The following is a 25,160-nucleotide window of genomic DNA, read 5'->3' as shown; positions in this document are numbered from 1 at the left end:
TGCCGCGCTCGACCCCGCGCGGCTGCCGCGCCCGGTGCCCGCCCTTGTGCCTGCGCGCACCACGCGGCCCCGGGGCCGCCCCCATCCCCTGCAACAAAAACAAAAGACGGTGTTCCCCGATGTCTGACGTGGCCGGCAAACCCTGCATTCTCTGTGTCGCGATCACCGGATCGGTGGCGACCAAGGACAACAACCCCGCGGTGCCGATCACCGTCTCCGAACAGGTGGAATCCACCCAGGAAGCCTTCGAGGCCGGCGCCGCGATCTGCCACGCCCATGTGCGCAACGACGACGCGACGCCCTCTTCGGACCCCGAGAAATTCGCCCGCCTGAAAGAAGGGCTGGAGAAACACTGCCCCGGCATGATCATCCAGTTCTCCACCGGCGGGCGCTCGGGCGCGGGCCAGGCGCGGGGCGGGATGCTGCCGCTGCGCCCCGACATGGCCTCGCTGTCGGTCGGCTCGAACAACTTCCCGACCCGCGTCTACGAGAACCCGCCGGACCTCGTGGACTGGCTCGCCTCGGAGATGCGCACCCATGAGATCACCCCCGAGGTCGAGGCCTTCGACCTCAGCCACATCCTGCAGGCGGTGAAGATGCACGAGGAGGGGCGGCTTTACGGCGCGCTCTACGTGCAGTTCGTCATGGGCGTGAAGAACGCCATGCCCGCCGACAAGGAGGTCTTCGACCTTTACGTCGACCTCTTCCGCCGCCGCGCGCCCGGGGCCAACTGGTGCGCCGCGGGCATCGGGGCGAACCAGATCAAGGTCAACGAATGGGCCATCGCCGCGGGCGGCCATACCCGCGCGGGGCTCGAGGACAACGTCCGGCTCGACCGCGAGACGCTGGCACCCTCGAACGCGGCGCTGATCGCGCGGGCGGCCGAGCTTTGCGCGAAATACGACCGGCCGGTGGCCACCGCCGCCCAGGCGCGCGAGATCCTGGGCCTGCGGGCGGCCTGACGCCGCGCTTCCCATCGCCCGGGCCGAGGCGCTACAAGATCCCATGGCGCGCAAGGGACATACCGCGCCCCGAGGCGCGAGCCGGGGCGGGCCGCGCGGGCTGATGCCCGCGCTGGGCGCCGCCTTCGTCGGTGTCCTGCTTCTGGGCGTGATCGTCTTCCGGGCGCTGACCGGCCTGATCCACGACCGGGCCGAGGCCGACGCCGAGGCGCTCCTGGCGCAGAGCGAGGCCACCATCGAGGGCTGGCTCGGCCAATACCGCGCGCTGCCGCCGCTTTACGCCCGCGACCCCCGCGTCGTCGCCGCCATGAAGGGCGCGCCGCGCCCGGGCGACCTCGATGCGCTGGGCCGCGAGCTGGCGGAATGGAACCGCATCGCGCGCACCTCGGACACCTATGTCATGGCCCCCGACGGCACCACGGTCGCGGCCTCCAACTACGCCGAGGAGCTGAGCTTCGTCGGGCGGAACTTCGGTTTCCGCCCCTATTTCCAGGAGGCCATGGACGGCGCGCCGGCCAGTTTCTTCGCGCTGGGCACCACCTCGGGGCTGCGCGGCTACTACCTCTCGGCGCCGATCCGCGATGGCGCGGGCGGCGAGGTGCTGGGCGTCGTGGTGGTCAAGGTCTCGATCGCCGCGCTCGAGGCGGTGCTGGGCGAGGGCGCGCATCCGGTCTTCGTCAGCGACGAGGCCGGCGTGGTGATCTTCGCCACCCAGCCCGGGCTGCGGCTGACCGCGCTCGAGGAGATCCCCCCCGAGGCCCGCGCCCGGGTCGAGGAGACCCGCAAATACGAGCTCGAGCGCATCGGCCCGGCGCCCCTCGAAGGGCAGGCCGGCGGCGGCTGGGGCGCGCCGCTCTTGCGCGCGCCGGGCATCGGCGAGGGCAGCGCGCCGCAAAGCTACCTGTCGCACGAACGGCCCATGGCCGCCGAGGGCTGGCAGTTGCACCTGCTTTATGACTACGCACCGGTGCGCCAGCAGGTCTGGACCCTGGCCGCCGCCCTCATCGCCGCGGGCATCGCGCTGACCGCGCTGGCGGCGCTCGGCCTGCAACGCCGCGCGCGGCTGATCCAGCGGCTCGCGGACCGCGAGCAGAACCAGCAGGAGCTCGAGCGCCGCGTTGCCCGCCGCACCGCCGAGCTGACCGAGGCCAACCGCCAGCTCCAGGTCGAGGTCGAGGACCGCCGCACCGCCGAGGAAACCCTGCGCCAGACCCAGAACGAGCTGATCCAGGCCGGCAAGCTGGCCGCGCTGGGGCAGATGTCGGCGGCGCTCAGCCACGAGTTCAACCAGCCGCTGACCGCGATCCGCACCTATTCCGAGAATGCCGCCGCCTTCTACGAGGCCGGCAAGGCGGACCGCGCCGCCGAGAACATCGCCCGGGTCCTGCGGCTGACCGAACGCATGGCGCAGCTCTCCAAGCGGCTGACCCGCTTTGCCCGGCGCTCGGGCGACGACGTGGTGGCGGTGGACCTCGACAGTGTGCTCTCCGAGGCGCTGGCCCTGATCGCGGCGCGGGTGGAACGTTCGGGCGCGCGGATCGAGATTTCCGGGCGCCGCGGGCTCTGGGTGGCGGGCGGCGCGACGCGGTTGCAGCACGTGGTGATGAACCTCGTCGGCAACGCGCTCGACGCCGTGCCGCCCGGCCGCGCGCCGGAGGTGACGATCACCCTGACGGAGGACGCGGGCCAGGTCGCCATGACTGTGGAAGACAACGGCACCGGCATCCCCGACGAGGCGCTGCCGAAGATCTTCGATCCCTTCTTCACCACCAAGGAGGTCGGCCGGGGGCTCGGGCTCGGCCTGTCGATCTGCTACAACATCCTGCGCGACTTCGGCGGCACCATGCGCGCCGAGAACCGCGCGGGCCACGGCGCGCGCATCATCGTGACGCTGAAACAGGCGACGGACAGACAGATGGCGGCGGAATGAGCGCGGAATGACCAAGGTGCAGGTGCTGCTCGTCGACGACGACGAGGATATCCGCCACTCGGTCAGCCAGACGCTGGAGCTGGCCGGCTACGAGGTCGAGGCGCTGGCCCGCCCCGAAGGCGCGCCGGCGCGGCTCGGCCAGGGCTTCGCGGGCGTCGTGGTCTCGGACATAAGGATGCCGGGCATGGACGGGCTGGCGCTGCTGCGCGCTGCGCTCGAGGTCGACCCGGACCTGCCGGTGATCCTGATCACCGGCCATGGCGACGTGCCGCTGGCGGTCGAGGCCTTGGGGCAGGGCGCCTATGACTTCATCGAGAAGCCTTTTGCCGCCGAGCGGCTGACCTCCTCGGTCGCGCGGGCGCTGGAAAAACGCGCCATGACGCTGGAGCTGCGACAGATGCGCGAGACCTCGCAGGGCGAGGACCTGATCGAGCACCTGGTCCTGGGCCAGAGCCCCGAGATCGCGGGGCTCAAGCGCAAGATCCGCACCATCGCCGCGAGCGCGCTCGACGTGCTGATCGTGGGCGAGACCGGCACCGGCAAGGAACATGCCGCCCGCGCGCTGCACGCCGCCTCGGACCGGGCCGACCGGCCCTTCGTGACGGTGAACCTCGCCGCGCTGCCCGCCGATCAGGTCGAGGCCGAGCTTTTCGGCTATGTCGCGGGGGCCTTCCCGGGCCTCTCGCGGGGCCGGGCGGGGCGGCTCGAACACGGGCGCGGCGGGACGATCTTCCTCGACGAGATCAGCTCCACGCCGCTGGCGGTCCAGGCTAAGCTCCTGCGGGTGCTCGAGGACCGCGCGATCCTGCCGCTGGGCGCCAGCGAGCCGGTGCCGCTCGAGGCGCGCTTCGTGGCCTCGAGCCGCGTCGGCCTCGAGGCGCGGGTGGCCGAGGGCGCCTTCCGCGACGATCTGCTGTATCGCATCAACCCGGTGACGCTGCATCTGCCGACGCTCTCCGAACGCGCCTCGGACCTGCCGCGGCTTTTCGTGGCCTTCCTCGACCAGGCCGCCGAGCGCATGGGCCGGCCCGCCCCCGAGGTGCCGCCCGAGGTGCTGGTGCGGCTGACAGAACGCCCCTGGCCGGGCAACATGCGCGAGCTGCGCAACGCCGCGGAACTGTATCTCCTGGGGCTCGACGAGGCGCCGCGCGACCCCGGCGGGCAAAGCCTGTCGGAGCGCATGGACCGCTTCGAGAAGGACGCCATCGCCGCCGCGCTGGTGGCCAACGCCGGCAACCTGAAGGCGACCTACGAATCGCTCGGCCTCGCCCGGAAGACGCTTTACGAGAAGATGCAGAAGCACGGGCTGCGCCGCGAGGACTACCTCAGCCCCGGCTGACGGCCCCGGAAGGGCCGCCCCCGTGTGGGTTTCCACCCGCGTCGCCGGGCCGATGGGTGGATTTGGGAACATCCTCCCGCCAAGGAGCGGAAAAAAATCACGATTTTGCTCTGCGCGATTTGCATGTGTCCGTGGCACCATGCTTCCTGTCGGCTGCCGGCCTGTGCCGGCTGCTCGACCGGCCAGTCCGGCCGAAATCTTTGGGAGGATAAGATGAAGTTTCTTTCGACCACCACGATCGCACTCGGCCTGATGGCCACGGCCGCCCAGGCGCAGGACGCCCAGGGTGCCGGTCAGTGCGACGACGGCGAGATGGTGATCAAGTTCAGCCACGTCACCAACACCGACCGCCACCCCAAGGGCATTGCCGCCTCGCTCCTGCAGGAGCGCGTCAACGCCGAGATGGACGGCACCGCCTGCATGGAGGTCTATCCGAACTCCACGCTCTACAACGACGACCAGGTGCTCGAGGCGATGCTGCAGGGCGACGTCCAGCTGGCCGCGCCCTCGCTGTCGAAGTTCGAGGCCTTCACCAAGGAGTTCCGCCTTTTCGACCTGCCGTTCATGTTCGCCAACATCGACGCGGTCGACGCCTTCCAGAACTCCGACACCGGCCAGGCGATGAAGGACAGCATGCAGCGCCGCGGCCTGCAGGGGCTCGAGTTCTGGCACAACGGCATGAAGCAGTTCTCGGCCAATGTGCCGCTGATGTCGCCCGAGGACGCCTCGGGGCTGAAGTTCCGCGTGCAGCCCTCCGACGTGCTGGTCGCGCAGATGGAAGCGCTGAACGCCAGCCCGCAGCCCATGGCCTTCTCCGAGGTCTACGGCGCGCTCCAGCAGGGCGTGGTCGACGGACAGGAGAACACCTGGTCCAACATCTACGGCCAGAAGTTCTTCGAAGTGCAGGACGGCATCACCGAGACCAACCACGGCATCATCGACTACCTGGTGGTGACCTCGGTTGACTGGCTCGACGGTCTCGACCCCGAGGTGCGCGAGCAGTTCACCACGATCCTCGCCGAGGTGACCGAGGCGCGCAACGCCGAGTCCTTCAACACCAACCAGGAAGCCCGCCAGGCCATCCTGGACGCCGGCGGCGAAGTCCGCACCCTGGACGACGCGCAGCGCGGCGCCTGGGTCGACGCGATGAAGCCCGTCTGGGACCAGTTCGTCGAGGACGTCGGCCAGGAGAACATCGACGCCGCGCAGGAGTTCAACGCGCAGGTCACCGGCTCCTGATCGCCTGACACCACCACAGGGCCGGCCCCGCATTCCCGGGGCCGGCCTCTTGCGCCGTTCCGCGCAATCCACGGCACGTCTCTGGGGGAGGAGACCATGTCTACCCATCCGACCGGCACATCGGCCTTCGCCCGCGCCGTCGACGGTTTCGAACGCACCGCCATCGCGATCCTACTGGGGCTGATGACGCTGGTGACCTTCGTGAACGTCGTCCTGCGCTACCTCTTCAACTCGTCGCTGATCTGGGGCCTCGAGGTCACGCTGATCCTCTTTGCCTGGCTGGTCCTCTTCGGGGTCAGCTACTGCGTGAAGGTCACCGCGCACCTGGGCGTCGACGCGCTTCTGAACGTCATGGGCGCGGGCCCGCGGCGCTGGCTCACGATCCTGGCGGGGCTGATCTGCATCGTCTACGCGCTTCTCATGATGAAGGGCGCATGGGACTACTGGGCGCCCTACGCGAGCCTCGACCGCACCAGCGGGCGCTGGTTCCCGACCGGCTTCGAGCAGACCCGCGACCAGGCCTGGTACATCACCGACCAGGTGCCCATGGTGCCCTTCCTGCGCTGGCTCGAACCGCTCATCAACATGGGCGAGGAATACGAGAAGCTGCCGCGCGTGGTGGGCTACACCATGCTGCCCGTCGGCGTGGCGCTGCTGACTTACCGTTTCATCCAGGCCTTCGTGGCCGTCCTGCGCGGCGAGCGCGCGGCGTTCATCGTCAGCCACGAGGCCGAGGATGACGTCGCCGAGGCCCGCCAGAAATCCCGCGCCGAGGAGTCCTGACCCATGGATGTCATCATTCTCTTTTCCATGGTGATCGGCCTTCTGCTGATCGGCGTGCCGATCGCGGTCTCGCTGGGCCTGTCCTCGATCCTGTTCCTGCTGGCCTTCTCGGACACCTCGCTGGCCTCGATCGCGCAGAGCTTCTACCAGGCCATGGCGGGGCACTACACGCTCCTGGCCATTCCCTTCTTCATCCTGGCCTCCTCCTTCATGTCCACGGGCGGGGTGGCGGCGCGGATCATCCGCTTCTCCATCGCCATCGTCGGCCATCTGCCGGGCGGGCTGGCGATTGCGGGCGTCTTCGCCTGCATGATGTTCGCCGCGCTCTCGGGCTCTTCGCCCGCCACCGTGGTGGCCATCGGCACGATCGTGATCGCGGGCATGCGCCAGGTCGGCTATTCCAAGGAGTTCGCCGCCGGCGTGATCTGTAACGCGGGCACGCTGGGCATCCTGATCCCGCCGTCGATCGTGATGGTCGTCTACGCCTCGGCCACCGATGTCTCGGTCGGGCGGATGTTCCTCGCGGGCGTGATCCCGGGGCTCATGGCGGGCCTCATGCTGATGACCACGATCTATGTCATCGCGCGGGTCCGCGACCTGCCGCGCGGCGAGTGGCAGGGCTGGGGCGAGGTCTTCGCCTCGGGTCGCGAGGCGGCCTGGGGGCTGTTCCTGATCGTGATCATCCTGGGCGGCATCTACGGCGGCATCTTCACGCCCACCGAGGCCGCGGCGGTCGCCTCGGTCTATGCCTTCCTGATCGCCACCTTCGTCTACCGCGACATGGGGCCCCTGGCCGCCGACGGCGGCCGGTCGGGCAGCGCGGATATGACCAAGATGGTCGAAGAGGGCTCGCTCTCCGCCGCCGCCGCGCCGCGGCAGGAGAAATCCACCCTCCTGCAGAAGCCGCATGCGCTGATCACCGCCTTCTTCCACCGCGACACCCGCGACACGCTCTTCGAGGCGGGCAAGCTCACGATCACGCTGATGTTCATCATCGCCAACGCGCTGATCCTGAAGCATGTTCTGACCGACGAGCAGATCCCCCAGCATATCGCCGGGGCGATGCTGGACGCGGGCTTCGGGCCGATCATGTTCCTGGTGATCGTGAACGTGATCCTGCTGATCGGCGGGCAGTTCATGGAGCCCTCGGGCCTGATCGTGATCGTGGCGCCGCTGGTCTTCCCGATCGCCATCGAGCTGGGCATCGACCCGATCCACCTGGGCATCATCATGGTGGTCAACATGGAGATCGGGATGATCACCCCGCCGGTGGGTCTGAACCTCTTCGTGACCTCGGGCGTGGCGAACATGCCGGTGATGAACGTGGTGCGCGCGGCGCTGCCCTTCCTCGCCGTGCTCTTCGTCTTCCTGATCCTGGTGACCTATGTGCCCTGGCTCTCGACCTGGTTGCCGACGACCTTCATGGGGCCGGAGATCATCACCTACTAGGCGCGGGCCCGTCCCTGATACCAGCGCCATCCCGGGAGACCGGGGTGGCGTTTTCCTTTGCGGGGTCGGGGGCGTCCAGCGCGCGCACCCGCGGAAAACCCGGGCCTCAAATAGCCTCTGGGCGGGCTTGAGGCCCGCCCAGACCCACGCCTTTCGGCATGGAACGCAGCGGGGTGCTCGCTACGCGGCCTTCGCCTCGAGGTCCGTCACCAGCCCCGAGAGGAGCCGGCTCCAGCCTGCGACGAAGTCCTTTTCCACCCGGCGCGACGCGCAGTCGGGCAGGGCGGAAATCTCACGGGTGGCGAGGTCGCGCAGCGCCTCGCGCCATTCGGCGATCGAGAGGTTGGGCACCGCGGTGGCGCCGTCCTCGATGTGGTCGCGCAGCCCGTCGACCGGGGCCGCCAGCAGCGCCCGGCCGGCGGCGCGGGCCTCGCTCGCGACGATGCCGAAGGCCTCCCAGCGCGAGGGCATGGCCACCGCGTCGAGCCCGCCCATTGCGGCGACCGGATCGGCGGCATGGCCCACGAAGCGGATGCGGGCATCGCCGCGCGCCAGGGTCTCGAGGCGGGCGCGCTCGGGCCCCTCGCCGATGACGCGCAGTTCGAGGTCCAGCTCGGGCGCGGCGCGGAAGGCCTCGATCAGGATGTCGAAACCCTTCTGCGGCGCCAGCCGTCCCAGCGCGCCCAGGACGCGGGCCCGGCGCTGCGGCGCGGGCAGGGCGCGGAAGGCGGAGAGGTCCACGGTCGGGCGGATGGTGACCAGCGCTTCGGGGGCGACCAGCTCGCGCGCGCTCATCCAGGCGGCCTGGGCGTGGCTCACCGCGACCACCCGATCAAACAGCGCATAGGCGGTGCGCAGGAGCGCCAGGAAGCGGCCCTTCTGCGGCACGTTCAGCGCGGTGAAGCCCTCGGTGTAGCTGTGCTCGACATGCACGAGGGGCGTGGCGGGATGCAGGGCGCGCAGCGCCATGAGTGCCGGCAGCCCGCGCCAGTTCACGGTCAGATGCGAGACGATGACATCGGCGTCGCAGCGCCCGTGGCTGAGCGCGCCGCGCTTGACCTTGCGGATGCGGTGCAGCCCCTCGCGGGCCAGCTCGGGGTGGCTCCGGATGTGGTCGAGCAGGCGGGTCACGCCGCCGGGCTGGGTGTCGTCGACGAGGTGGAGGATCACGGGCAGGGTCATCTCGGGGGTCCTTCTGGGCGGATTGTCGGAGAGAGAGGGCAGGTCGGTTGCGCTAGTTCGGTCAGGCGGGGCGGGTTCCGGCCCGCGAGAGGCCGAGCACGGGTTTCAAGAGGCGGCTCCCGCCAGCGCCGAGGACCAGCGCCGCGGCCAGGGTGGTCAGCGTCTTCACCGGCTCCTCGAGGAGCGGCCGGCGCGAGGTCGCAAGCGCGCCGAGCGCCAGTTGCACCGCACGCGGGCCGTCGAGCGCGCTGACCGCCCGGCGGGCGAGGTAGCGCAGCTGGTAGGCGCGGGCGGCGGGGGTGACGCGCGCGAAGAACTCCGGTGCCAGGGGCGTCAGCTTCTCGACCATGCGCTCCCAGGCGTCGTGCTGGCGCTCGGTGTTGGCCGAGAGGCCCGCGCCGTTCACCCGGTAGGCGGTCAGCAGGCCCGGCACGCCCTCGATGCTCCAGCCGGTGGTCAGCATGAGGCGCATCCAGCACTCGATGTCCTCGGACTGGCGGAAGGTCTCGTCGAAGACGCAAGCGCGGGTGCCGGCGTGGCGCGGGTAGTAGACCAGCGCCTCGGCGGCCTCGCGGCGCATGACCGCGGCCGAGCCGTTGCCGATCGGGTTGCGCTTGAAGACATGCGCGGCGTCGATCTGGCGCAGGCGCGGCTTCTGGGCGTGGCCGGTGGGCCGGCCGGCGCCGTCGATCAGCACCGAGCCCGAGAAGCTCAGCCCGACCTCGGGTGCCGCGTCGAGATGCGCCACATGCACGGCCAGCTTCTCGGGCCGCCAGAGGTCGTCTGCGTCGCAGAAGCCGATATAGGCGCCGCGGGCCTCGAGGATGCCGGTGTTGCGCGCCCCGGCGAGGCCGCGGTTGGGCTGGCTGACCAGCCGGATGCGGGCGTCGGACATATGGGCCCGGGCGATCCGGGCGGTGGCATCGGTGGAGCCGTCGTCGACCACGATGATCTCGAGGTCGGTGAAGCTCTGCGCGGTCAGCGAGGCCAGGGTCTCGGCCAGGGTGGCCTCGGCGTTGAAGGCGGGGACGACGATGGAAGCGCGGGGCATGGCTCTGGTCCTTCAGTTGGTGAAGAGCGCGCGGCGAAGGCGGCGGGGCATGAACGGGGCGGCGGCGGCGGCGAGCGTCGTGGCGAGCCCGCGGCGCACCGGCGAGAGGAACCCGCGCGGGTGCCGCGCGAGCCCCTGCAGCGCCAGCCCCAGCGCGGCGGCGCCGCCCAGGTCGAGGCGCAGCGCGCGGCGCGCGAGGTAGCGCAGGTAGATGGCCTCGGCGCAGGCGTCGGGGCGGTGGCCGTAGCGGCGGGCGGTCTCGATCACCCGGGCGCGGGCGGCCTGCATCCGGCGCAGGTCCGAGGACAGGCCCGCGGGGCTCGCGCGGTAGTAGAGGTGCAGCCCGTCGAGACCGCGCAGCTCGCAGCCCTCGCCGACCAGCCGGACCAGGAAGTCCAGGTCCTCGTTGTGGATCATGCCGGCGTCGAAGCCGCCCGCCATGGCGAAGGCCGCGCGGCGGATCGAGAGGTTCGACAGGGTGCCGACCGGGTTCTCGCCGAGCAGCATCGGGATGGTCACCCGGCCCGCCGGCACGGTCGAGACCGAGCGGGCGTCCTCGGGCGTCGCCTGGAAGAAGGCGATCTGGCCGAAGACCGCGTCGAGGCGGTGGTAGTTCATCGCCCGGTTCACTGCGTCGAGCTTGCCCGGCGCCCAGATGTCGTCGGCGTCGCAGAAGGCGATGATCTCGCCGCGCGCCAGCGCCAGGGCGCCGTGGTTGCGCGCCGCGCTCGGGCCCCGGCCGGGGTTGGCGGTCCAGAGGATGCGGCGGTCGGCGGCGGCGCGGCGGGCCAGGATCTCGCAGGTGGCGTCGGTCGAGCCGTCGTCGATGACCAGCACTTCCCAGTCGGTGAAGCTCTGGCTTGCGATGCTGTCGAGCGTGGCCTCCAGCGTGGCGGCGGCGTTCAGGCAGGGGATGATGACGGAGATGCGCGGCATGGCTCAGGCCCTTTGCGGCGAGGAGAGGAAAGCGAAGGCGAGGGCGGGCAGCGAGGCGCCGACCATGGTCAGGGTGCTCACGCCCAGGTAGCCGAGGGCGATGGCGGTCAGCCCATGCGGGGCCATGACCAGCGTGTTGGCGATCACCGCGAGGGTCAGCACCAAGGTGGCCCCGAACTCGATCTCCGCGCGGTTGGAGCTGCGCAGCCAGCCGGCGGCGGCGGTCCAGATCAGCGTCGGGATGGCCGCGAGGCAGAGGATCGAGACCAGGTGCGACAGCTCCGCCCAGTCGGGCCCGAGGAGCAGCGGAACATACCAGGGGGCGAGCAGCGACTGGGCCAGCACCGCGGGCACGATCAGCCCGAGCGACAGGAGCAGGCTCTCGCGCAGGGCCCCAGCGCGGTCGGCCTGGGCGCAGAGATGCGGGAAGAGCACCGTCGCGAAGGCCACCGAGAAGGAGTTGGCGAGGCTCAGGCCCGCGTTGAAGGCCATGAAGTAGAGGCCCAGCGTCTCGGCACCGAGCAGCGCGCCGACGATCAGCTTGTCGGCCTGAAGGCGTGCGGCCTTGACGATTTCGACCCCGAGCACGGCCCAGCCGAAGGCCAGGAAGGGCTTGATGGGCGCGAAACCCGCGGCGCGGTTGCGCTGCCAGGGCCGCAGGCGGCGCATGGCGATGAGCCAGAAGGGCGCGGTCAGCAGGCGCGGCAGGATCAGCGCCAGGGCGACCGGCCAGACCAGCGCCAGCGCGACCGAGAGGAGGTTGGCGATGACCACCTGGCCACCGGCGATGGCCGCGGTGCGGCGCATCCGGCCCTCGCGCATGGCCAGCGCCGCCTGCACGAGGCCCGCCGGCATGAAGAGATACTCGCCCGCCAGCACCAGGATCAGCAGCGCCACCGCGGCGCTGCCGCCGGCGGCGTAAAGCAGCCCCGCGACCGCGGCCTGGGCGGCGAAGAGCCCCAGGCACCAGGTCCAGAAGATCCGGTGGGCGGTGGCGCAGGTCGCCTCGAGGTTCTCCTCGCGGGCGGCGATGATGCGCTGGTTCACGCCGTTCTCGGTCAGCGCCTTCAGGATGTCGGCGGCGGCGAGCGCGGCGGCGGCGATCCCGACCTCGCGGACGTCCATGACCCGGGCCACCGCGATCACCACGAAGAGCCGCGACGCCTTGGCGGCTGCCTCCGACGCGCCATAGGCGGCGAGGTTCTTTGCGAGGGTTGCGATTGACGAGTTGCGGGGCATAGGGCGGGGTCCTAAGGTTCTGGTGCACGGTTGTTTTAGCCGGGCCAGCGCGGGTCCGTCCCGGCCCCGGACGGGGAGGGCGGATGCGCCAAGGGACACGCGCCTGTCCGAAGGGATAGCCGGGGCATCCCGGCGCGCCGGGAGAGGCGGGCAGCGGGCGTTTGAACCCGCTGCACGAGGGACAATTGCAGCCGGGGCTCGCATGGCACCGAAGATTTTTCCGAAGCTCATTTGCGGGTTCAGCGCGCTGGCGCTGGCCGCCTGTTCATCGCTCAGCCCACCGCGGAACCTCGAGCCCGTGGCCGAGGGGCAGGGTTACCAGGCACAGTATCGCACGCCGCCGCCCCGGGCGCCCGAGCCGCTCTACCTGCGCGCCGAGGAGATGAACGCCGCCGATTGCCTGCCCTATCGCGGCGGGGCGCTTCAGGGCGGCGCGAAGTTCGCCGCGGGCGTGCCGCAGGTGCTGCGCGGAGAGCGGCTGTCGCGCAACGACCTGGTGGCGATCCGCGTGGGCGAGGACGAGGTCTTCAACGGCGCCTATGTGGTCTCGCGCGACGGGGCGCTGAAGCTGCCCTTCCTCGGGCCGATCCGCGCCCAGGGCCGCACGACCGGCGCGATCGAGACCGACCTGGTGGCCGGGCTCCTGCGCGCGGGGCTTTACTCCGAGGCGCCGCTGGTCTCGGTCCGGGTGACGGATTTCGCCTCGATCTCGGTGGGCGTCTCGGGCGCGGTCTTCGAGCCGCGCGCGCTGGAGATCGGCGCGGTGGCGGCCGAAAGCCTCGATAGGGCGCGGCAGGAGGCGCTCGGCGCCTCGACCGAGGGGCGCAACCTCTCGGCCGCGATCCGCGCCGCTGGCGGCATCCGTCCCGACGCCGACCTTTCGGCGGTCGAGGTTCGGCGCGGCGGCTCGGTCTACCGGGTCGACATGCGCGGCGTCTTCGAGGGCCGGCACGTCGGCGACGTCATGCTGCTGGCCGATGACGAGGTGGTGGTGCCCTCGCGCAACTGCTTCCAGGACGACCTGATGCGCCCGAGCCCCGTGAGCCCGCCGGGGGTGACGCTGTTCCTGTCGAACCTGACCCAGCCCGCGACCGCCAATGCGCCTTCGGCGATTGGCCGCGAGGTCCGCGAGGTGCCCTATGGCACGCGCCACATGCAGGCGGTGGTCGACACCAACTGCGTCGGCGGCGCGCGGTCGACCAGCGCCAACCGCTCGGCGGTGCTGTTCACCCGCAACCCGGTGAGCGGCGTCTCCACGGTGATCGAACGCGACATCGAGGACATGCTGCGCCGGCCTGACCGCGACGACTACGACCCCTATGTGATGCCGGGCGATTCCATCGCCTGCTACGACAGCACGGTGACCAATATCGCCGAGATCGGCCGGGTGCTGGGCATCGTGGTCCCGGCGGCGATCCTGGTGAGGTAAGGCGGGCGGAGGTCGGGGCGCTGCTGTTCAGCGCGAACTCCCACCCGCCACGCCAGCCCTCAGACCGGGCCGCCGCCCTCGGGGCCGGCCTCGGCGCTGGCATCCTCCAGTTCTTCTGTCGCCCGGGCGATGGCGGCGCTGAGCGCCGGGGCGTCGTCCTTCTCGGCGGCCAGTTCCACCGCCAGGAGCCGGTCGCGCAGGCCGAGCTGGCCGAAGACCGCGGCGCTGCCGGCGATCTTGTGGCAGCGGGCGGCGATCTCCTTCTTGTCCTCGGGTTCGGACTTCAGCCAGTGCAGAAGCTCGCGCCGCTCCTGCCGGAAGCGGGTCTCGTAGCGCGCCATGACGTCGTCGAAGGCGCTTTGCACCTCTTCGGGGGCCGGAGGCCGATGGGCCCGCGGCGGCGGCGCGGGCTTGCCCTCGGGCGGGACCGGCGGGGCCAGAGGTTCGGGGGCGGGGTCTGTTCCGGGTGTCGCGCTTGCGGCGGAGAATGTGGCCGCATCGGAGGGCTGCGCGCCGGGGCTGGCAAAATTGCTTACATCGGCGTGCTGAGCAGCTGCGCCGGAAGCAGAGCCCACATCACCCGCGCCGCCCGCAAGCCCGACCGGACCCGCCCCGTTCACCGGGGCCCCCTCGGCATGGGGCGGCGTCTTGCCGTTCAGCCCGGACGCCCCACCGGCCAAAGCCGCACTCCCGTCAGGCGCGGCGTCGACCGCCTGCCGCGTGTCGCCCACGCCCACGCCGTTGACGTTCCGCGCGATGGCCTCGCGCAGCTCGGTCTTGGAGAAAGGCTTGCCGAGGAAATCGCTCATGCCCGCATCGGCAAAGCGCTGCCGCGCGTCGGCCAGCACATTGGCCGAAAGCGCCACGATCGGCACGTCGCGCGACAGGCCCGCGCCCGCGCGGATGTGGCGGGTCGCGTCGAGCCCGTCCATGACCGGCATGGAGACATCCATGAAGATGATGTCGAAGCGCTGCGCCTCGGCGATGCGCAGGGCCGAGGCGCCGTTCTCGGCCTCGGTCACGCTGTGGCCCAGCCCGCGCAGGGTCTCGCGGGCGACCTGGCGGTTGATCTCGTTGTCCTCGACCACCAGCACCTCGAGCCGCGCCTGCGGGGTGCTTTCGTGAAGCGGCCGCCCGGTGTCGGCGGGCGCCTCGGTCGGCTCGAGCGGCAGGCGCAGCCAGAAGACGCTGCCTTCGCCCAGCGTGCTTTCGACGCCGATCTCGCCGCCCAGCCCCTCGACGAAGCGCTTGGCGATGCCGAGGCCCAGCCCGGTGCCGCCGGTCTTGCGGTGGAAGGAGGAATCGGCGGTGTGGAAATCGTCGAAGACATGCGGCAGGTCCGCCTCGGAGATGCCGAGCCCGGTGTCGATGACGCGGAACTCCACCCGCGGCGGCGGGCCCTGGTCGACCACTTCGACCTCGATCGCGATGCGGCCCTGGTGGGTGAACTTGATGGCATTGCCGACCAGGTTCAGCAGGATCTGCTGCATCCGCATCTCGTCGAGCAGCACCCAGTCGAGCCGCGGGCCGGTCCAGGACCATTCCAGCCGGTTGCCGTTCTTGCCGGCGTTGCCCGACTGGCCGTCGACGACGTTCTGCAGGAAGCGGCCCAGGTGCACCGGCTTCATCACGAAGCGCGTCTTGCCGGATTCGTGGCGCGAGATATCGAGCACCGTGTCGACATGGTGCATCAACAGGTCACCTGAAAGCTTCATGTTGCCGATGTAGCGCGCCTGCTGGTCGGTCAGCCGGGTCTCCTCCAGCAGCCCGAGGTTGCCGATGATGCCGTTGAGCGGCGTGCGGATCTCATGGGTCATGACGGCCAGGAAGTCGGATTTCGAGCGCTCGCCGGCCAGCGCCCGGTCGCGGGCCTCGACCAGTTCGCGCTCGGCGGCGACGCGGGCCGAGATGTCGCGCAGAAAGCCGATCACCAGCTGGTCGTCGCCGTCCTCGGCGACCTGCAGCGCCAGTTCGACGGGGAAGACCTCGCCGGATTTGCGGATCCCCTCGAGCCGCACGCGGCCCTGGCCGACGACGTGGTAGTCGCCGCCCTCGGCCATGCGCTCCATGCCGGCGTCATGGGCCTCGCGCAGGTGGCCGGGGACCATGACCTCGCCGATGGTGCGGCCGTAGACCTCTTCGGCGCTATGCCCGAAGATCGTCTCGGCGGCGGCGTTGAACTCGAGGATGCGGCCCGTGCGGTCGGTCACCACCACCCCGTCGAGCGAGGAGCCGAGGATGGTGTTGAGCCGCGCATAGGCCGAGGCCAGTTCCGCGCCGCGCCGCTCGGTCTGGCGGTTGGCGGCATAGGCATGGGTCGAAAGCAGCACCAGCGCCACCACCAGCGCCACGGTCACCAGCGCCAGCCGCACGAAGGTCGAGGCGATGGCGGTGCGCCGGGCGTCCGATTGTTCGGCGAAGAAGAACAGCCCGGTGTTGGCCATGAGCCGCACCACCGGGCGCTCGGCCTCGGCGCGGGCGATCATCTGGGGCAGGGCGGCGCGCAGCTCGGGGTCGGGCGCGTCGATCATCGGGATCGTGTCGTCGAGGAAGACCCGGATCGCGGCGAGCGCCGCGGCATAGCGCGGCTCGGCCTGCATGTCGGAATAGATCGAGCCGCGGGTCAGCGTGGCGATGCGGCTGTAGAAGATGTCGAACTCCAGCCGGACCTGCGCCAGAGCGGCGTCGGTGTCGGCGGGCTCGGCGGTTTCCGCGTGTTCCAGCGCGCGCTTGTATTCGAGGTATTCGACCTCCGCCTGCGAGAGGGTCCATTGGACGTTGTCCGATTCCGCCGTGCTGAGCAGTTGAAGGTCCTGCCAGACCTCCCGCACGAGGAAGGCCATGACGAGGATGCACAACGAGGCCATCGCCACCAGGAGCCAGGGTCCTGATTGGCGGTTCTGACCGGGTTTGACCATAATGGATCGCCTCTCGACTGCGGTGCGCCGAGAATACGACGTCACTCTTCGACGATCTCCATCCTATCGAGTTGCCAGATGCTGCGCGAGTATATCACCTCGGTTCGGTATTCAGCGTTCGCATCATAGGGATAAAGAACCCACAACGGGCCCTTTTCACGCCGGGACATGGCGTTTCCGTCCATCTCGTAGGCCACGATCGGGCCATCCTCGATTCCGTCCGAGGTGGGGATCTCGACGGTGTAGTCGTTGATGGCGGTGGCACGGATGGTGCCTTCCTCGGCGCCCACGTGTTCGAGCAGGGTGCTCAGCGAGACGCCGGTGAAGACATGGCTGCCTTCGGTCCAGATGGTCTTGGTCTCGACATCGCGGGCTTCGAGCTCTTTCAGCATCGCGATGTCGAATTGTGCGGTCTCCTCGACGTTGGTCTCGGAGATGGCGCCGCTGATCGTCAGGACGACGGGCCCCTCGGGCATCGGCAACGCCTCAGCCTGGGCCAGCGACGCCGAAAGGGCGAGGCCGCACAGGCTCAAGGGTAGGGATCGTGCATTCATGCGCATGGAACTCTCCTAAAACGGTGCCCTTGGACTGTCAGATTCACGCGAAGATTTCACGCGCGCTTGCGGATCGAAGCCTATCCTTTGGGATAGGTTTCGCGGTTCAGGCCGCCGGTCGCAGTCCAAGTTGCGCCGCCAGCCGGCTCTCCAGCCCCTCGCCGAGGTCGCTGCGGTCGAGCGCGAAGGCCAGGGTGGCCTCGACGAAGCCGCGCACCGAGCCGCAGTCGAATCGCTCGCCCTCGAAGCGGTAGCCGCTGACGCCGGCGCGGGGCAGGTCGCGGTTGATCGCGTCGGTGAGCTGGATTTCCCCGCCCGAGCCGGGGCCGAGGCGCGCCAGCTCCTCGAAGATCGAAGGTTCGAGGATGTAGCGGCCGATCACCGCGCGGGTCGAGGGCGCGAGCGCCGGGTCGGGCTTTTCCACGAGCGAGCGGGCGCGGGTGACGCGGCCGCGGCTCTCGCCGCAGTCGAGCACGCCGTAGGCGCCGACCTCGGCGCGGGGCACATCCATGGCGGCGACCATGTGACCGCCGGTCCGGGCATGGGCGTCGACCATCTGCGACAGGGCCGGGGTGGCGCCGCGGATCACGTCGTCGGGCAGGAGCACCGCGAAGGGCTCGTCGCCGACGAGGCGGCGGGCCAGCAGCACCGCGTGCCCGAGGCCGCGCGGCTGGTCCTGCCGCAGGATGGTCATCGCGCCCTCGGGCATGCGGGTCGCGTCCAGCGCCTCGAGCGCCTTGGTCTTGCCGGCCTCGCGCAGCTGCGCCTCGAGCGCGCGGGCGGTGCAGAAGTAATCCTCGAGCGCGGATTTCCCGGCGGCGCTGACGAAGATGAACTCCTCGATCCCGGCGGCGCGCGCCTCGTCGATGGCGTATTGAATGAGCGGGCGGTCGACCAAGGGCAGCATCTCCTTCGGGACCGACTTGGTGGCGGGCAGGAAGCGGGTGCCAAGACCGGCGACGGGGAAGACGGCTTTGCGGATATGGGTCATCGTGGGGCCTTTCTGGATCGGGGATTGCAGTTGGGGATAGGCGATCGGGGTTAAGGAAGGCTGAGGCCCGGGGGGATGGGCCGGAAGCAGGGTTAATGGCGGCTGAAGGGGCTCAGTAGGCGCCCCGGCCCGAGACCACCGCCCGGAAGGTCATGGCGATGAGCAGGAGGTCGAGCAGCGGGCTCTTGGCGCGGACATAGGCCAGGTCCATGTCGATCATCTTGTCGAAGCCGATGTCGGCGCGGCCCGAGACCTGCCAGAGGCCGGTGATGCCGGGCTTCACCCGCAGCCGTCCCAGCGCGCGGGCGGGATAGGCGGCGACTTCTTCACGCAGCGCCGGGCGCGGACCGACGATCGACATCTCGCCTTTCAGCACGTTGAGGATCTGCGGCAGCTCGTCGACCGAGAGGCGGCGCAGCAGGCGGCCGACGCGGGTCACGCGCGGGTCGTGGCGGGCCTTGAAGCAGACGCCCTCGCGGTCGGATGTGGCCAGAAGCGCGGCGCGGCGCGCCTCGGCGTCGGTGAACATCGAGCGGAACTTGTAGACCCCGAAGGTCACGCCGTCCTTGCCGACGCGGGTCTGCTTGAAGAAGACCGGGCCGCGGCTGTCGGCCTTGATCGCCGCGGCGACCAGCAGGAGGAGCGGCGCCAGCAGAAGCAGCGCCGAGAGGCTGACCGCCAGGTCTAGCCCGCGCTTGATGACCTGGGCGCGGTCGACGCCGGCCAGGGCATGGCGCGCGGCGCGGGCCAGGAAGGTGGCATTGCCGAGGAGGTAGCGCCCGGCCATGCGGCGGGGCTCCATCGCCAGCCGCCAGACCCATTCGAGCCGCGCGCGGCGCAGCGCCATGGGCGCGCGGGCGACATTGCCGGCCAGGAAGTCGAAAAGCGCGCCGACGCCGAGTTGCAGGCGCGGGGTGAGCGCCGCGCTGTGCTTGTCGATCCAGATCTCCTGCTTCGGCACGCCCATGGCGACCAGCAGGATGTCGGCGCCCGAGGCGTTGATCTCAGCCAGCGCCGCGGCATCGTCCTGCGCGCCCTCGTAGCCGTCGCGGGTGCCCGCGATGCGCAGGCCGGGGATCATGGTGCAGAGCTTCGCCGCCGCGGCCTCGGCGGTGCCGGGCGTGCCGCCGAAGAGAAAGACCGACAGGCCGCGCTTGGCCGCGCCGCGCAGCAGCTCGGGCACGAAGTCGGTGCCGTTGAGGTTCTCGGTCAGCCGGGTGCCGGTCATCCGGCCCGCGAGCTCCACGCCGATGCCGTCGGGCAGCACCGCGTCGGCCCGGGCGAAGGCGGCGGCCAGCGCCGGAATGCGGGCCCGCAGGTTGGCGGTATGGGCGTTGACGAAGAAGACCCGGCGGGCCGCGCCCTCGAGCAGCGCCTCGACCGTCGCGCCGGTGGTCGCGTCAACCATAGGGAGATCCATCACCGAGGCGCGTGGCAGCCATGCGGCACCCGCGAGCGCGGCACTGGCATCACACTGGAAAAGCGCGGGCGAATAGTGTTTCATGATCCATAAGCTCCGGTGTTTGCTGGTTTTCAGTGTTTTTGTCCGGAACCGGTTTGCAGACCAGACGAGCAAGCGGAGAGCCTTGGCCGCCCTTCGGCGAGGCGAAACACCAATGTGACTAGTTGCGGGTGAGAGCGGAGAGAACGCCTATCCGATCGGATGACCGGGCAGAGCTTTTCGCGCATTTCGTGTCTTGATCGCGCGCGATTCAGACGCAATAGATCATCCAAAGGGACGGATGCTGACGTGCGAATACTCTTTGCCGACGACCACGACCTGCTGCGCGACATGATCGTCGCCTACCTCGAGGCCGAGGACGGGATCGATGTGGAACAGGCCGCCAGCTTCGAGGAAGCCTGCGCCAAGATCGAAACCGGCGGGCGCTACGACCTGGTGCTCCTGGATTACAAGATGCCGGGGATGCGCGGGCTCGATTCGCTCGAGAAGGCGCTGACGCTCGACGGGCGCGACCAGCGGGTCGCGATCATCTCGGGCGAGGCCTCCCGCGAGATCGCCGAGAAGGCGCTCGCCATGGGGGCGGCGGGCTTCGTGCCGAAGACGCTGGCGGCCAAGTCGCTGGTCAGCGCGATCAAGTTCATGGCCATGGGCGAGCAATACGCCCCGATCCAGTTCATGACCGCCGAGGCCGAGCGCGAGAGCCATCCGATCGTCGACAAGCTCACCCAGCGCGAGACCGAGGTGCTGAAAGGCGTCTTCGAGGGCAAGTCCAACAAGGAGATCGCCCGCGACCTCGACCTGACCGAACCGACGATCAAGCTGCACATGAAGACGCTGTTCCGGAAGCTCGACGTGAAGAACCGCACCCAGGCGGCGCTTCTGGCCAAGGAAGAAGAGATCTTCTGAGCCCTCAAGCCTATCCCATCGGCTAGGCGCGCTGGCCTCTGGTGTGCCGACCTATGCCCCCGCGTGCGGGTCAGCGCGGGCGCCATAAGGGTAAAGAACGGGCAAAGGAGATTTGCCCATGACCCTCGCGACCGAGACCCCCGATCGTCCGCGCCCCTCTGCCATCGCGCTTCTGCGCCAGCCGCTGCGCAGCCTGTCCTTCCGCCGCCTTCTGGTCGGCGGGCGGCTGGGCGACGCGGGCCGCCTGCCGCGCTACGCGGCGGTCTTCATTCTGAGTGCCGCGGGCGTCTGGGCGCCGATCACCGGCTATCTGACCACCACGCCGCCGAGCTACGCGAGCCAGGCCTCGCTGATCCTGCCGGGCTCCGGGGCCTCGGCCTCGGTGAACCTCGCTGAGATCGGCCAGGCCTCGTCCTACGCGCATTCGGCCTTTGCCAACAATTCCGTCAGCCCGACCGAGACCTACAAGCGCCTGATCGGCGCCGACCGCATCCTCGCCGCCGCCGCCGCGCAGCTCGGGGGCACGCTGCGCGACTTCGGGCGGCCGCGGATCACGCTGGTGGACCAGACCGGGCTCATTCACCTCGAGGTCACCGGCGGCACGCCGCTGGCCGCCCAGGACAAGGCCGAGGCGCTGCTTTCGGCCTTCTTCTCCGAGATCGACCGCCTGCGCGAGGACGAGCTCAGGGTGCGCGCCGACGGCGGGCTGGGCGCGATCCGCGACTACCAGGAGACCGTCGCCGCCACCCGCGCCGCGATCACCGAGCTGCAGCGCGAGACCGGGCTGCATTCGGCCGAGCAATACCGCCAGCATGTCGCCCGGATCGACGGCGACCGGCGGGCGCTCGATGACCTGGCCGCGCGGCTGGCGCAGAAATCCCGCGCGGTCGAGGCGCTGGTCCTGCGGCTCGGCATGTCGGCGGATCTCGCGGCGGCCTCGCTGCGGCTTTTCGCGGACCGCGAATACATGTCCATGCTGGAGGAGGCCGCGGCCCAGGGCGCGACGCTCGCGGACATGCGCTCGCGCTTCGGTCCCCGGCATCCGAGCGTCGCCCAGGCCGCCGCCGCCTCCGAGGCCGCGCGGACCGCGGCGCTGGCGCGGGGCGGGCAGGTGACCGGGCTGGCCGCCGCCGCGCTCGACCGGCTGGACCTCTCGCCCGACGGGGCGCGGGCCGATCTTCTGGCCGAGCTGGTGCGCCTCGAGGCCGAGCGCGCAGGCCTCGCCGCCGAACACGCCGCCCGCGACAAGGCGCTCTCCGCCGAGATGACCTGGCTTGCCGAGGCCGCGCCTGCCGCCGCAAGGCTCGAGGACATGCAGCGCGACTTCGACGTCGCCGAGGCGGTCTTCGCCTCCGCCATCGCCCGCGCGGAATCGAGCAAGACCGACATCTATGCCTCCTATCCGCTGGTGCAGGTGCTGGAGGACCCCTCGCTGCCCGAAGGGCCGTCCTCGCCGCGGGTCAAGCTGGCCATCGCCGCGGGCGTCGCGGCCATGATCATGCTGCTCATCGGCCTGTCGCTCGGCTGGATCCGCCAGGCGGTGATCGGACGGCTCATCGCCCAGCCCGAGGACCAAGCATGAGCGCCGTCGCGACGGCCGCGCCCGTGCCCGCCAATCCCGCCGCGAGCACGGCCGCCGCGCCCACCGCCGCGCTGGCCCTCGCCAACCCCGCCGAGGCCATGGCCTACAAGGCGCTGATCTGGACCTGGCCCTTCTACGCCTTCGGCGCGCTCTATGTCGTCGGCCCCGTCCTGGCCTGGTGCCTCGGCGCGCTGGCGCTCCTGTCGCTCTACTTCGGCCCGGCGATCCGCGCCGACCTGCGCGCCACGGGGCCCGTCCCGCCGGTGGTCTGGGCCTGGATCTTCGGCATGGTCGTCATGCTGGTCGCGCTCTGGGTCGGGCATCTCGACTGGGGGCTCGGCATGAAAAAGACCATCAAGAGCTCGATCGGCTGGGCCAAGGGCTGGGCGCTCATGGCGCTCTTCCCCTTGGCCGGCGCGGTCCTGCCCATGCGCCGCGAGGTGCTGGCGCGCGGGCAATGCGTGATCGGGCTCTGGACGCTCTGCCTTGCGCCGGTGCTTCTTGCGGCACCCTATATCGGCCTGCCCGAGCGCATCTTCACCTCGCCGCTGAAGGCCGTCGGCGGGCCGGGGCCGGAGTATTTCTCGGTCTATTTCTTCACCTTCGACCCGGCCTCCTGGACGCCGCGCTGGCAGTTCTACGCCCCCTGGTCGCCCTTCGCGGCGCTCCTGGGCGTGGTGCAGGTGCTCTTCGCGCTCGAGGAAAAGAACATCCGCTGGCGCAGCATCGGCATCGCCGCAGGCGTCCTGATGATCCTGGCCTCGAAGTCGCGCATGGGGCTCGTGGGGCTCGTGGCCTGCACCATGGGCCCGCGCCTCATGCCCTTGATCCTCAAGGGCTGGGCCTGGAGCCTGCTGGCCGCCTGCGCCACCGGCTTCGCCATCGTCGGCGGCACCCTGGTCCAAGGCGCGCAAAGCGCGGTCTATGCCTTCAAGAACGCCCGCGCCGACAGCACCCGCGTCCGCGCCACGCTGCAGCGGATCGCCGGCGAGCGCTGGCGCGAAGAGGCGGTCTGGTTCGGCCATGGCACCGTGCAGCCCGGCCCGCATCTGGTGGAATACATGCCTATCGGCAGTCATCACACCTGGTATGGGCTGTTGTTCGTGAAAGGGCTCGTGGGGCTTTTTGCGCTGCTCGTGCCGCTGGTCTGGCAGACGGTTCTGGCGCTGATGGACGCCGCGCGCGGGCCGCGCGGGGCGCTGCCCCTGGGCATCGTGATGACGCTGGTGCTGCTGTCCTTCGGCGAGAACATCGAGATCGAGGCCTATATGCTCTGGCCCGGGCTGATCGTGCTGGGCATTCATGCCCGCGAACTGGCCGAAGAGGGCGCGACGCGCCGTGCGGGGCAGGGCGCGAAGGATGACGGGATGGTCGGCCAGCCGGGGTGATCTGCACCCTGTGTGCCAGCCGTGGCAGCTCTGCCACAGCTGACGCTGATCCGCGTCAAATTCAAAAACATGCGTGCATTTCGTGCGCCGAGCTTTCACCACTGCGGATGTTCCCGTTGGGCTTCCATTGCACCCGGGACCCGACGAAACCGGCTCGCACCGCAAGGTGCGGGCCGTTAATTTTTCCAAGCCTTATCAAGGGCTCGCGCGGATCAGAGCGCCAGCCAGAGCTGGAACAGAACCCCCGTCAGGAACGCCCCCGAGAGCGACAGCGCGATGTAGATCGCGAAGACCCGGAAGCGCGCCAGCGCCCAGACAGCCATGGCCGCCGGGATCGAGGTCACCCCGCCCGCGACCAGGAAGGTCATCCCCGCGCCGGGCGCCATGCCCTGGTCGATCAGCCCGCCGACCAGCGGCAGGGCCGCGTAGCCGTTGAGGTAGGCCGGCACGCCCACAAGCGTCGCGGCGAGGATCGGCAGGAAACCTCCGCCGCCGAGCGTGCGGGTGATCGTCTCCTCGGGGATATAGGCCAGCATCAGGCTTTCCAGCAGGAAGGCCAGCAGCAGCCATTTGGCCAGGAACAGCGTGGTCTCGACGCTGGTCCGCAGGAAGCGGGCGCGGCGCTCGGGGTCGGGCCAGAAGCGCCAGGTCACCGGCTGCGGCGCGCGCAGCTTTGCCCCGCCGCAGCCGCCGTTGCCGACGCCCGCGCGCAGCGGATCGGAGAGCGCCCCGCCGCGCGCCAGCGCATGCACCGCGAGCCCGCCGAAGAGCCCCAGCCCGATCGCCGCCAGCGTCTTGGCGAGCGCGAAGTCCAGCCCCAGGACGCCGGTCGTCAGCAGGAACATCGAAGGGTCCATGATCGGCGAGGAGAGCCAGAAGGCCATGACCGCCGAAAGCGGCACGCCCATGGCCAGGAGCGCCGCGATCAGCGGGATCACCCCGCAGGAACAGAAGGGCGAAAGCGCCCCCGCCAGCGCCCCGAGCCCGATCATCAGGAGCGGCGCGCCGGTGAAGGCCCGGGCGATCAGGTGGTCGGCCCCGGTGGCATTGGCCCAGGCCGCCATGAGGACCGAGAGCAGCAGGAAAGGCGCGGTCTCGGCCAAGGCCTCGGCGGCGAAGCGGGCGCTCTCGCCCGCCTGGCCGGGGTCGGTCAGCGTGAGGGCGATGAGCAGCGCCGCCGAGGCGAGCCAGACCCTCTGCCGGGTCCAGAGGTGATGCACGAGGCGGCGGGGCGCGGGGCCGGGAAGGGGCAGATCGGTCATCGGGGTCTCCGGGGTGGGGTTGGGGCCTCTAGGCGGCGCCCGCGTCCGAGGGCGTGTCGGTATCGGCAGGGGCGACGCCCGCACAGCATTCCGCCGTGAGGAAGTCGACGAGCCCGGTCATGGCAGGATAATCGGCGCGGTTCACCACCTCGCGGCCGCGCTTTTCCTGCGCGACGAGCCCGGCTTCGACCAGGGTCGAGAGGTGATGCGCCAGGGTCGAGGCCGGCAGGCCGAGATGCGCGCCGATCTCGCCGACGCGCAGGCCCTCGGGCCCGGCCTTCACCAGGAGCCGGAAGATCGAGAGGCGGGCGTCGTGCCCCAGCGCTGCCAGCGCGCGGGCGGGAGGTGTCGTGGTGCTCATGGGGCGATTCATAACCACAAAACTAGTTTTGTAAAGGTAATTGAGGGCGCGGGGCGGGAGGTGGGGGCAAAGTGCTGAGAAAACAGGGGGTTGGTGCTGGGCCTTGCGTGCGCGGGTTAGGGCGGCGCAGACGCGCAAAAGAAAACCCGCCGCGACTGCTGCGGCGGGCTTCCGTCTCTCTCCGGGCAGTTGGCCCC

The 25,160-nt window shown here is 70.3% G+C and carries 20 protein-coding genes; 10 read left to right on the top strand and 10 right to left on the bottom strand.

The window, feature by feature from the left end; all coding sequences use genetic code 11:
* The first annotated feature begins 119 nt into the window (after nucleotides 1-119).
* The 6 genes from ACX938_RS14280 (at nucleotide 120) to ACX938_RS14255 (ending at nucleotide 7,702) form a co-directional block, all read left to right on the top strand.
* Entirely contained in the window at nucleotides 120-962 is an 843-nt protein-coding gene (locus ACX938_RS14280) for a beta-keto acid cleavage family enzyme (RefSeq protein ID WP_232754677.1), read from the top strand.
* A gap of 43 nt (nucleotides 963-1,005) precedes the next feature.
* Nucleotides 1,006-2,892 (top strand): sensor histidine kinase, encoded by a 1,887-nt coding sequence (locus ACX938_RS14275; RefSeq protein WP_459431559.1) that lies wholly within the window; start codon nucleotides 1,006-1,008, stop codon nucleotides 2,890-2,892.
* A 7-nt stretch (nucleotides 2,893-2,899) separates the two neighbouring features.
* Complete coding sequence (locus tag ACX938_RS14270) at nucleotides 2,900-4,231, top strand: sigma-54-dependent transcriptional regulator (RefSeq protein ID WP_459431558.1); 1,332 nt, start codon at nucleotides 2,900-2,902, stop codon at nucleotides 4,229-4,231.
* A 213-nt stretch (nucleotides 4,232-4,444) separates the two neighbouring features.
* Nucleotides 4,445-5,470 carry a DctP family TRAP transporter solute-binding subunit gene (locus ACX938_RS14265; RefSeq protein WP_459431557.1) on the top strand — a complete coding sequence of 342 codons (1,026 nt, stop codon included), beginning with the start codon at nucleotides 4,445-4,447 and terminating at the stop codon, nucleotides 5,468-5,470.
* 96 nt (nucleotides 5,471-5,566) lie between these two features.
* Nucleotides 5,567-6,253 (top strand): TRAP transporter small permease, encoded by a 687-nt coding sequence (locus ACX938_RS14260; protein WP_459431556.1) that lies wholly within the window; start codon nucleotides 5,567-5,569, stop codon nucleotides 6,251-6,253.
* A 3-nt stretch (nucleotides 6,254-6,256) separates the two neighbouring features.
* Nucleotides 6,257-7,702 carry a TRAP transporter large permease gene (locus ACX938_RS14255; protein WP_232754673.1) on the top strand — a complete coding sequence of 482 codons (1,446 nt, stop codon included), beginning with the start codon at nucleotides 6,257-6,259 and terminating at the stop codon, nucleotides 7,700-7,702.
* Between the two features lie 180 nt (nucleotides 7,703-7,882).
* Here ACX938_RS14255 and ACX938_RS14250 read toward each other — a convergent pair whose 3' ends face one another.
* The 4 genes from ACX938_RS14250 to ACX938_RS14235 all read right to left on the bottom strand — a co-directional run bounded on the left by ACX938_RS14250 (nucleotide 7,883) and on the right by ACX938_RS14235 (nucleotide 12,110).
* Entirely contained in the window at nucleotides 7,883-8,884 is a 1,002-nt protein-coding gene (locus ACX938_RS14250) for a glycosyltransferase family 4 protein (RefSeq protein ID WP_459431555.1), read from the bottom strand.
* 61 nt (nucleotides 8,885-8,945) lie between these two features.
* Complete coding sequence (locus tag ACX938_RS14245) at nucleotides 8,946-9,935, bottom strand: glycosyltransferase family 2 protein (RefSeq protein WP_459431554.1); 990 nt, start codon at nucleotides 9,933-9,935, stop codon at nucleotides 8,946-8,948.
* A gap of 12 nt (nucleotides 9,936-9,947) precedes the next feature.
* Entirely contained in the window at nucleotides 9,948-10,871 is a 924-nt protein-coding gene (locus ACX938_RS14240) for a glycosyltransferase family 2 protein (protein WP_459431553.1), read from the bottom strand.
* Between the two features lie 3 nt (nucleotides 10,872-10,874).
* Nucleotides 10,875-12,110: an oligosaccharide flippase family protein gene (locus ACX938_RS14235; protein ID WP_459431552.1), complete on the bottom strand. Its 1,236-nt coding sequence runs from the start codon at nucleotides 12,108-12,110 to the stop codon at nucleotides 10,875-10,877.
* A 202-nt stretch (nucleotides 12,111-12,312) separates the two neighbouring features.
* Between ACX938_RS14235 and ACX938_RS14230 the strand changes: the two genes are divergently transcribed.
* The gene (locus tag ACX938_RS14230) at nucleotides 12,313-13,539 is read left to right on the top strand and encodes a polysaccharide biosynthesis/export family protein (RefSeq protein WP_459431551.1); all 1,227 of its coding nucleotides are present in this window, start codon (nucleotides 12,313-12,315) and stop codon (nucleotides 13,537-13,539) included.
* A gap of 59 nt (nucleotides 13,540-13,598) precedes the next feature.
* Here the strand turns inward: ACX938_RS14230 and ACX938_RS14225 are convergent, their stop codons facing one another.
* From ACX938_RS14225 to ACX938_RS14210, 4 genes are all read right to left on the bottom strand, one after another.
* Entirely contained in the window at nucleotides 13,599-16,457 is a 2,859-nt protein-coding gene (locus ACX938_RS14225) for a hybrid sensor histidine kinase/response regulator (protein WP_459431550.1), read from the bottom strand.
* 41 nt (nucleotides 16,458-16,498) lie between these two features.
* Entirely contained in the window at nucleotides 16,499-16,933 is a 435-nt protein-coding gene (locus ACX938_RS14220) for a putative pterin-binding protein (protein WP_459431549.1), read from the bottom strand.
* Between the two features lie 184 nt (nucleotides 16,934-17,117).
* On the bottom strand, nucleotides 17,118-18,002 hold the full coding sequence (locus tag ACX938_RS14215; RefSeq protein ID WP_459431548.1) for a UTP--glucose-1-phosphate uridylyltransferase: 885 nt from the start codon (nucleotides 18,000-18,002) through the stop codon (nucleotides 17,118-17,120).
* Between the two features lie 112 nt (nucleotides 18,003-18,114).
* On the bottom strand, nucleotides 18,115-19,410 hold the full coding sequence (locus tag ACX938_RS14210) for a WecB/TagA/CpsF family glycosyltransferase (protein WP_459431547.1): 1,296 nt from the start codon (nucleotides 19,408-19,410) through the stop codon (nucleotides 18,115-18,117).
* A gap of 342 nt (nucleotides 19,411-19,752) precedes the next feature.
* On the opposite strand from ACX938_RS14210, the gene ACX938_RS14205 reads away from it, so the two are divergent.
* The 3 genes from ACX938_RS14205 (at nucleotide 19,753) to ACX938_RS14195 (ending at nucleotide 23,340) form a co-directional block, all read left to right on the top strand.
* Nucleotides 19,753-20,370 (top strand): response regulator, encoded by a 618-nt coding sequence (locus tag ACX938_RS14205; protein WP_232754663.1) that lies wholly within the window; start codon nucleotides 19,753-19,755, stop codon nucleotides 20,368-20,370.
* 118 nt (nucleotides 20,371-20,488) lie between these two features.
* Nucleotides 20,489-21,952 (top strand): GumC domain-containing protein, encoded by a 1,464-nt coding sequence (locus tag ACX938_RS14200; protein WP_459431546.1) that lies wholly within the window; start codon nucleotides 20,489-20,491, stop codon nucleotides 21,950-21,952.
* A 98-nt stretch (nucleotides 21,953-22,050) separates the two neighbouring features.
* Entirely contained in the window at nucleotides 22,051-23,340 is a 1,290-nt protein-coding gene (locus ACX938_RS14195; protein ID WP_459431585.1) for an O-antigen ligase domain-containing protein, read from the top strand.
* A gap of 212 nt (nucleotides 23,341-23,552) precedes the next feature.
* Here ACX938_RS14195 and ACX938_RS14190 read toward each other — a convergent pair whose 3' ends face one another.
* Both ACX938_RS14190 and ACX938_RS14185 read right to left on the bottom strand, forming a co-directional pair.
* The gene (locus ACX938_RS14190) at nucleotides 23,553-24,602 is read right to left on the bottom strand and encodes a permease (protein WP_459431545.1); all 1,050 of its coding nucleotides are present in this window, start codon (nucleotides 24,600-24,602) and stop codon (nucleotides 23,553-23,555) included.
* A 28-nt stretch (nucleotides 24,603-24,630) separates the two neighbouring features.
* The gene (locus ACX938_RS14185) at nucleotides 24,631-24,963 is read right to left on the bottom strand and encodes an ArsR/SmtB family transcription factor (RefSeq protein WP_459431544.1); all 333 of its coding nucleotides are present in this window, start codon (nucleotides 24,961-24,963) and stop codon (nucleotides 24,631-24,633) included.
* Nucleotides 24,964-25,160: the final 197 nt, after the last annotated feature.

The sequence above is a fragment of the Roseivivax sp. genome (assembly GCF_054552075.1).
This window is presented reverse-complemented; position numbering and strand designations above follow the sequence as displayed.

Bases quoted from the DNA above. Each gene is read 5' to 3' on its own strand.
- ACX938_RS14280 (WP_232754677.1), top strand. From the start codon at position 120: ATGTCTGACGTGGCCGGCAAACCCTGCATTCTCTGTGTCGCGATCACC.
- ACX938_RS14275 (WP_459431559.1), top strand. From the start codon at position 1,006: ATGGCGCGCAAGGGACATACCGCGCCCCGAGGCGCGAGCCGGGGCGGG.
- ACX938_RS14270 (WP_459431558.1), top strand. From the start codon at position 2,900: ATGACCAAGGTGCAGGTGCTGCTCGTCGACGACGACGAGGATATCCGC.
- ACX938_RS14265 (WP_459431557.1), top strand. From the start codon at position 4,445: ATGAAGTTTCTTTCGACCACCACGATCGCACTCGGCCTGATGGCCACG.
- ACX938_RS14260 (WP_459431556.1), top strand. From the start codon at position 5,567: ATGTCTACCCATCCGACCGGCACATCGGCCTTCGCCCGCGCCGTCGAC.
- ACX938_RS14255 (WP_232754673.1), top strand. From the start codon at position 6,257: ATGGATGTCATCATTCTCTTTTCCATGGTGATCGGCCTTCTGCTGATC.
- ACX938_RS14250 (WP_459431555.1), bottom strand. From the start codon at position 8,884: ATGACCCTGCCCGTGATCCTCCACCTCGTCGACGACACCCAGCCCGGC.
- ACX938_RS14245 (WP_459431554.1), bottom strand. From the start codon at position 9,935: ATGCCCCGCGCTTCCATCGTCGTCCCCGCCTTCAACGCCGAGGCCACC.
- ACX938_RS14240 (WP_459431553.1), bottom strand. From the start codon at position 10,871: ATGCCGCGCATCTCCGTCATCATCCCCTGCCTGAACGCCGCCGCCACG.
- ACX938_RS14235 (WP_459431552.1), bottom strand. From the start codon at position 12,110: ATGCCCCGCAACTCGTCAATCGCAACCCTCGCAAAGAACCTCGCCGCC.
- ACX938_RS14230 (WP_459431551.1), top strand. From the start codon at position 12,313: ATGGCACCGAAGATTTTTCCGAAGCTCATTTGCGGGTTCAGCGCGCTG.
- ACX938_RS14225 (WP_459431550.1), bottom strand. From the start codon at position 16,457: ATGGTCAAACCCGGTCAGAACCGCCAATCAGGACCCTGGCTCCTGGTG.
- ACX938_RS14220 (WP_459431549.1), bottom strand. From the start codon at position 16,933: ATGCCCGAGGGGCCCGTCGTCCTGACGATCAGCGGCGCCATCTCCGAG.
- ACX938_RS14215 (WP_459431548.1), bottom strand. From the start codon at position 18,002: ATGACCCATATCCGCAAAGCCGTCTTCCCCGTCGCCGGTCTTGGCACC.
- ACX938_RS14210 (WP_459431547.1), bottom strand. From the start codon at position 19,410: ATGGTTGACGCGACCACCGGCGCGACGGTCGAGGCGCTGCTCGAGGGC.
- ACX938_RS14200 (WP_459431546.1), top strand. From the start codon at position 20,489: ATGACCCTCGCGACCGAGACCCCCGATCGTCCGCGCCCCTCTGCCATC.
- ACX938_RS14195 (WP_459431585.1), top strand. From the start codon at position 22,051: ATGGCCTACAAGGCGCTGATCTGGACCTGGCCCTTCTACGCCTTCGGC.
- ACX938_RS14190 (WP_459431545.1), bottom strand. From the start codon at position 24,602: ATGACCGATCTGCCCCTTCCCGGCCCCGCGCCCCGCCGCCTCGTGCAT.
- ACX938_RS14185 (WP_459431544.1), bottom strand. From the start codon at position 24,963: ATGAGCACCACGACACCTCCCGCCCGCGCGCTGGCAGCGCTGGGGCAC.